Source organism: Streptomyces sp. UNOB3_S3, from assembly GCF_020740895.1.
Lineage (GTDB): Bacteria > Actinomycetota > Actinomycetes > Streptomycetales > Streptomycetaceae > Streptomyces.
On record NZ_JAILXP010000409.1, the window covers coordinates 1 to 6,002 of the forward strand.

Sequence of the window (6,002 nt, forward strand, 5' to 3'; positions counted from 1 at the left end):
GTCCTGGAGCGCCGCGTACGGCGGGCTGACCCCGACGGGGGAGCCGGCGGCCCGGCCCAGGACGCGCAGCGCCGCCTCCTCGCCGCCCGCACCCCGCACGGCGACCACGCCCACCTGGAGGTCGGGCAGCAGCCGCCACGCCGAACGCGCCTCCTCGGCGAGCAGCCGGGTCTCGATGCCGGGCAGCGCCTCCCGCCCCGGGGCGGGCACACCGGCCGCCACCACGACGAACGGGCCCTCGGTCAGCCCCAGCACCTGGGCCGCCTCCCAGACCGTGGTGCGGTCGGTGAGCAGCCCCGTGAACAGGGCCTCGACCAGCGCGGAGCGCTCGCGCTCCCGCTGGAGCACCAGCTCCGAGGCGGCCTCCCGGTAGGCGTCCCCGGCCGCCGCCGCCAGGCCCTCGTTCACCCACCAGGCGGCGAGCGAGGCGACGGTGTCGACGGTGATGCCGTCGGCGTCCCGGACCAGGGCGGCCAGCTCGGACCACAGGAACTCGGACCCCACGCGGTAGGCGTGCAGCAGCTCCGCCAGCGGCGCCCCCCGGTGGGCGTGCTCGCGGCCCGTGTTGCGCGCCGGAGCGAGGTCGGAGCCCCGGCCGTCGACGAGCTGACCGAGCACCAGCTCGGTGTTGTCCCGGCAGGAGGTGCCCAGTTCCTCGAACGGCACCCGGTCCTCGCTGCCGTAGTAGGCCACCTCGGCCCGGATGCGCAGGGCCATGCGCTCGCTCACCTCCCGCGCGCGCCCCAGCAGTACGGCGGCGGCGGGGGCGACCTCGGCGGGCGGAGGCGAAGTGCGGTTCATGTACCGCAGGTTACAAACGGAGGTGCGATTCGGGCGACGTTGTGCCCGGGGACAACGGGCCGACGTCATCACTGTGCACCGGTACGTGGCCCACGGGACGGGAGCCCACGACGATATCCGCAACGTTACCGGCCGGTTTCGTCGTCCGTTCAACCTCTCCGTACCCTCTCCGTACCCCCCAGGAGGAACCGTGCCCAGAGCAGCGAAGCGCGGCAAGGACAGCACGTCCCCCCGGAAGTGGCCCGCCCTGCTGGCCGGCTGCGCCGTCCTCGCCACGCCCCTCACCACCGCCGTGGCGAGCCCCGCCCAGGCCGCGGCGCCGGCCGGCTCCGGTACGTCCTACGTGGCCCTCGGCGACTCCTACGCCGCCGGTGCCGGGATCCCCAACATCTCCGGAGGACTGTGCCTGCGCTCCGACCGCAGCTACGGCCGTCTCATCGCCGCGAGCCTCAAACCGGCCTCCTACACGGACGCCTCCTGCGCGGCGGCCAAGGTGGGCGCCCTCACCACGGCGCAGACCGACGCCGGCATCCGCGTCAACGGCCCCCAGCTCGACGCCGTGAAGCCGGACACCGGGCTCGTCACGCTCACCATCGGCGGCAACAACCTCGGCACGTCGGACCTCGGTTTCGTCGACGTCGTCGCGGCGTGCTCCGGCCTGGCCCTCACCAACCCCTTCGGCGCGCCCTGCCGCGACTTCTACAAGGACACGCTCACCAAGCGCCTGGACGCCGTCGCCCCCAAGCTCGCGGACGGCCTCCAGCGGATCCACGCCAAGGCGCCCGGGGCCAAGGTGCTGGTCGTCGGCTATCCGTCGGTGGTGCCCGACGACCCGAGGACCTGCCTGGGCAAGATGCCCATCACGACCGGCGACATCGCCTATCTGCGCACCGTCCTCGGCGACCTCAACAAGATGGTCGCCAAGGCCGCCGCCGCCAACGACGCCACCTACGTCGACACCCTCACCCCGACCACGGGGCACGACCCCTGCTCGGCGGACCCCTGGATCGAGCCGCTCCTCCCCGGCAAGCCCACCCTGCCGCTCCACCCCAACGCCACGGGTGAGCGCGTCAGGGCCGACGCGGTGCTCAACACCCTCCGCGGCTGACGGCACGTACCGCGCCCCGGGGAAATCCGTTGGACAACCCCCACGGCGACTGATTGATTGGCCCCGCACGAGACCGTGCGGGGCCATTTCACGGGCCGTCCCACGGGCCACTTCGCAGCGGAAACAGAGAGCGGGACATCATGCGGCAGGCGACCGGAGCTCCGACGACCAAGGACCGTATGCCCGCACCCATGACTGTGAAGAGCCCGTATGAACAAGCTGAACCTGGGGATCCTCGCCCACGTAGACGCCGGTAAGACCAGCCTCACCGAGCGCCTCCTCCACCGCACCGGAGTCATCGACGCGGTGGGGAGCGTCGACGACGGCACCACACAGACCGACTCCCTGGAGCTGGAACGGCGCCGGGGCATCACCATCCGCTCGGCCGTCGCCGCCTTCGTCCTGGACGACCTCAAGGTCAACCTGATCGACACCCCGGGGCACTCCGACTTCATCGCCGAGGTCGAACGCGCCCTGCGTGTGCTGGACGGCGCCGTGCTGGTCGTCTCCGCCGTGGAAGGCGTACAGCCGCAGACGCGCGTCCTGATGCGCACCCTGCGCAGACTCGCCATCCCCACCCTGGTCTTCGTCAACAAGGCCGACCGCGCCGGGGCGGACACGGACGCCGTGCTCTCCGCGATCCGCCGGCGGCTCACCGCCTCCGCCGTCGCCATGAGCACCGCCACGGGCCTCGGCACCCCCGCCGTGCGCGTGCGCCCGCGCGCCCTCGACGACCCGGCGTTCACCGACGAACTCGCGGAGGTCCTCACCGGGCACAGCGACGCCTTCCTCGGCTCCTACCTGGACGACACCCGCGCCCTCACCCCCGGTGACTACACCGCGGAACTCGCCCTCCAGACCGCCAAGGGACTCACCCACCCGGTGTACTTCGGCTCCGCCGTCACCGGCGAGGGCATCGGGGAACTCCTCTCCGGAGTACGGGACCTGCTCCCCGCCCCGGACGGCACCCGCCCCGGCGGGGAACCGGCCGGCACCGTGTTCAAGATCGAACGCGGTGCCCGGGGTGAACGGATCGGCTACCTCCATCTGACCGCAGGCAGCCTCGCCGCCCGCGACGAGGCCGTCCTCCACCGCACCGACCACTCCGGGCTCGTCACCCGGCACCCCGGCCGGATCACCTCGCTGCGCGTCTTCGACCGGGGCGCCACCACCGTCGAGGCCCGGGCGGAGGCAGGGGACATCGCGCAGATCAGGGGCCTGAAGGACCTCCGCGTCGGCGACCGGCTGGGCCGGGCGGACGGTACCGGCCGCACCGGCGCCTTCGCCCCGCCCGCCCTGGAGACCGTCGTCCGCCCCCTGCGGCCCGAGGCCGCGCCCCGGCTCCACACGGCCCTGGCGGCCCTCGCCGAACAGGACCCCCACATCGAGCTCCAGCAGGACGCGGACACCGGCGGAGCCGTTGTGCGGCTCTACGGAGAGGTGCAGAAGGACATCATCCACACCACGCTCGCGGAGGAGTACGGCGTCGCCGTCCGCTTCGAGGAGACCCGCACGGTCCACATCGAGAAGCCCACCGGCGTCGGCGAGGCACTGGAGGAGATCGACACCGGCACCTACGTGAACTACTTCTGGGCGACGGTGGGCCTCCGTGTGGAGCCCGCCGGGCCGGGCGAGGGCGTCGTCTTCCGCCTCGCCGTCGAACTGGGCTCGCTGCCCCGGGCGTTCCACAGGGCCATCGAGGAGACCGTCCGCTCGACCCTGCGGCACGGCCTGTACGGCTGGCAGGTCACCGACTGCCTGGTGACGCTCACCCATACCGGGTACGCCAGCCCCGTCAGCGCCGCGGACGACTTCCGCAAGGTCACCCCGCTGGTGCTGATGGACGCGCTGCGCCGGGCCGGGACGGAGGTCCACGAACCGGTGAACGCCTTCGAACTGGAGCTGCCCGCCGGTGCCCTGAGCCCGGTCCTCGCCCGGCTGGCCGAGCTGGGCGCGACCCCCTTCCCGCCCGTCGCCGACGGCGACGTCTACCGGCTGGAGGGCCTGCTGGCGGCGGGCCGGACGCACGGCTTCGAGCAGCGGGTCCCCGCGCTCACCCAGGGGGAGGGCGTCTTCCTGTCCGCCTTCCACGGCTACCGGCCCGTCCGGGGACGTCACCCGGTGCGGCCGCGCCCCCAGGGGCCGGACCCGCTGAACCGGGACGCGTACCTGCTGCACGTGCTCAAGCGCCTGTAGCGGCCGCGGCGACCCCCGTCCGGCGTTGCGGGACGGGGGTCGCGGTCCGCCGCCGGTCCGTCACGCGTGAGCGCCCGCCGCGGGCGGCAGTTGGCGTACACCCGAACGGACCGCCCAGAAGAAGATGCCCAGCGCGACGGCGGCGACGGTCAGCGAGTCGTACGGTGCGGGCAGCCGGCCCGAGCCCTTGAAGGTGCCGAGCCAGGAGAGCAGCGTCAGCACGGCGAGATAGACGACCAGCCAGGCCCCGGTGCGCAGTTCGGCGAGGAGCGGGCCGTCCTCGTCGCCCGTTCGCCGCATCGCCAGGAAGATCAGCAGCCCGGCCAGCACGAGCGGCAGCGCCAGCCGCAGGTCGTGCCAGCCCGACCAGTACACGAACTCGCTCGACACCACGAAGCTGACGGGCGCGATCCAGCGCAGCCCGGGCACCCAGCCCGCCATCGCGGCACCCGGCTGCCGCAGGAAGACAGCGGCGGCGACGGCCGACGCGGCATAGATCAGCAGGTACATGTCGCCCATGATGCTGACGATGCGCTGCCAGCCGCCGAACGGCAGCAGGAAGACCACGATGACGGCGAGGTTCAGCGCCAGCGCCCGGTGCGGGATGCCGGAGCGGCTGTCGACCTTCATCAGGGACCGGGGCAGGGTGCCGTTCTTGGCGAGGGCGTAGGTGTGCCGGGCGTCGATGGCGACGCCCACGTACGCCGAGCCGCCCGGCGAGACGACCGCGTCCGCGTAGAGGAGCGTGGACAGCCAGTGCAGATTGAAGATCAGCGCCAGCTGGCCGAAGGGCGATTCGAAGCTCACGCCCTTCCAGCCGTGGCCGAGGAGGTCCTCGGGGACGGCGAAGAGGAAGGCCAGCTGGAGCCCCAGGTACATCAGCAGCGCCAGCCCGATGCCGGTGAGCACCGAGGCCGGGATGGTCCGGCGGGGGTCGCGGGCCTCGCCGGAGAAGTCCAGCGGGGCCTGGAAGCCGTTCACCGAGTACACCACGCCGCCCCCGGCCAGCGCGGACAGACAGGCCGCGTAGCCGTAGGGCGCGAATCCGCCGTGGTCGGTGAGGCGTCCGGAGTGCCAGCCGGAGGCGATCAGCGCGAGCACGGTGACCACGGGCATGACGACCTTGAAGATGGACACGAGGTTGTTGAGCCGGGCGAACGTCCGCACCGCGAACCAGTTCAGCGCCGTCAGCAGGGTGCTCAGCGCCACGGCGACGCCGAGGCCCGAGGCGCTGAGGGTGTGGCCCGTGTAGAGGCCGGGGAGATAGTGGTTGGCGTACTGCATGATCGCGCTGATCTCGGCCGCGGTGCCGCCCACCGACAGCAGGACGGACCAGCCGACGAGCGTGCCGACCAGGCGGCCGCTCGCGTACAGCGGCCAGCGGACCGTTCCGCCGCCCTCGGGGCGTGACGCGCCGAGCTCGATCATGACGAGGGCGACGAGCCCGCACAGCACACCCGCGCCGACCCAGGTGAGCAGGGAAGCGGGCCCCGCCGTCTGGGCCGCGTACATCGCGGCGAACAGCCAGCCGGAGCCGACGATGTTGGAGAAACCGATTCCGGTCAGTCCCCAGAACCCCAGGTCGCGGTGGAGCCGCCGTTCCTGGACGGCCACTTCTGGCGTGCCGGGTTCCACCGGCAGCGGACGGTCCGACACGTGAGAGCCCTCCGGGGGCGAGTGAGTGCCTGTCATGGCGCTTCGAGGGTGAGCCGAGCCAGTATGGCGGTTAATCGATCTTCATTTGGTGCCTTTTGTGGGACATCATGACGCCACACCGTCGCCATCGTTCCCGCACGTCACTCTGCACCCGGAGGACATCATGCACAACGAACCGTCGATGAAACCGCCCGCGCGGACCGCTCAGGCGACCGCGCCGCACCCCGAGCCCGCCCCGCTC

Annotated in this window: 4 protein-coding genes; 2 read left to right on the top strand and 2 right to left on the bottom strand. The window is 72.5% G+C overall.

Annotated elements, in window-relative coordinates; all coding sequences use genetic code 11:
- Window positions 1-801 (bottom strand): PucR family transcriptional regulator (locus K6I33_RS30240; RefSeq protein WP_229357738.1); only part of this gene is annotated, 801 nt, incomplete at its 3' end.
- A 190-nt stretch (window positions 802-991) separates the two neighbouring features.
- On the opposite strand from K6I33_RS30240, the gene K6I33_RS30245 reads away from it, so the two are divergent.
- Window positions 992-1,909, top strand: coding sequence for an SGNH/GDSL hydrolase family protein (locus K6I33_RS30245; RefSeq protein ID WP_229357739.1), 918 nt, complete (start codon window positions 992-994; stop codon window positions 1,907-1,909).
- 210 nt (window positions 1,910-2,119) lie between these two features.
- Window positions 2,120-4,105, top strand: a complete 1,986-nt coding sequence (locus K6I33_RS30250) for a translation factor GTPase family protein (protein WP_229357740.1) — start codon at window positions 2,120-2,122, stop codon at window positions 4,103-4,105.
- A gap of 60 nt (window positions 4,106-4,165) precedes the next feature.
- Here K6I33_RS30250 and K6I33_RS30255 read toward each other — a convergent pair whose 3' ends face one another.
- Complete coding sequence (locus K6I33_RS30255) at window positions 4,166-5,740, bottom strand: APC family permease (protein ID WP_374286145.1); 1,575 nt, start codon at window positions 5,738-5,740, stop codon at window positions 4,166-4,168.
- Between the last annotated feature and the right edge of the window lie 262 nt (window positions 5,741-6,002).

Excerpts from the sequence above, each read along its gene's own strand:
- K6I33_RS30250 (WP_229357740.1), top strand. The coding sequence starts at position 2,120 with ATGAACAAGCTGAACCTGGGGATCCTCGCCCACGTAGACGCCGGTAAG.